Source organism: Nonomuraea basaltis, from assembly GCF_005893125.1.
Classification (GTDB): domain Bacteria; phylum Actinomycetota; class Actinomycetes; order Streptosporangiales; family Streptosporangiaceae; genus Nonomuraea; species Nonomuraea basaltis.
Map to the genome: position 1 here is coordinate 1 of NZ_VCJS01000572.1, position 1,256 is coordinate 1,256.

The 1,256-nt window shown below is 65.8% G+C and carries 1 protein-coding gene; it reads right to left on the reverse strand.

The annotated features are described in order from the left end of the window. The coding region (locus tag EJK15_RS69445; RefSeq protein WP_138720947.1) for a glutamine synthetase family protein at window positions 1–1,256 on the reverse strand (1,256 nt) is incomplete at both ends.

Genomic DNA, 1,256 nt, shown 5'->3' on the forward strand with positions numbered 1-1,256 from the left:
GCGTCGAACGCGGCCAGTTCCACCCGCGCGTTGTTGGCGTAGTGCTCGACCACGTCCTCGCCGAAGGTCTCACGGGCCAGCTTCGACCCCTCGAACAACGCCAGCGCGTCGCGCAGCGTGTGCGGCACGGTCTCGGCCCCCGAGGCGTAGGCGTTGCCCGCGTACGCCTCCTCCAGCGGCAACTCGTTGTCGATGCCGTGCAGCCCGGCCGCGATCAGCGCGGCCACCGCCAGGTAGGGATTGACATCGCCGCCCGGCACCCGGTTCTCCACCCGCAGCGAGTGCCCGTGGCCGACCAGCCGCAGCGCGCACGTGCGATTGTCGACCCCCCACTTGACGGCCGTAGGAGCGAAACTGCCGGGCACATAACGCTTGTAGGAGTTGATGTTGGGCGCGTACATGAGCGTCAGCTCCCGCAGACACGCCAACTGCCCGGCGATGAAGCGGGCACCCAGCTCCGACATCCCGTACGGCCCCTCACCCGCCATCACCGCATCGCCTCCCCCGCTGCGCAACGAGATGTGGATGTGACAGGAATTGCCCTCACGCTGGTTCGGCTTGGCCATGAAGGTGATCGACTTACCCTCCTGAGCGGCCATCTCCTTGGCGCCGTTCTTGTAGATCGAGTGATGATCGCACGTCCTCAACGCCTCGTCGTAACGGAAGGCGATCTCATGCTGGCCCAGGTTGCACTCACCCTTGGCCGACTCCACATACAGACCCGCACCCTCCATCCCCAGCCTGATCCGGCGCAGCAACGGCTCGATACGAGCCGTCCCCAGCAGCGAATAATCGACGTTGTAGAGGTTGGCGGGCGACAGGTCCCGGTAGGCGCGCTTCCACGCCTCCTCATAACTGTCCTCGAAGACGATGAACTCCAACTCGGTCCCCACGAACGCGACCAGGCCCCGCTCGGCCAGGCGGGCGAGCTGCCTGCGCAGGATCTGCCGCGGCGAGGCGGTCACATCCGCGCCGTTCTCCCACGCCAGATCCGCCATCAGCATCGCGGTCCCCTCCTGCCACGGCACCCGCCGCAGCGTCTGGAGATCCGGCTTCATCACGAAGTCGCCGTACCCACGCTCCCAGGACGACATCGCATACCCCGAGACGGTGTTCATGTCCACATCCACCGCGAGCAGATAGTTGCAGCCCTCAGAACCGTGGTTCAGCACCTCATCGAGAAAATAGCGCGCGGACAGCCTCTTACCCTGCAACCTGCCCTGCATGTCGGCGATCGCGAGCAGCACGGTGTCGAT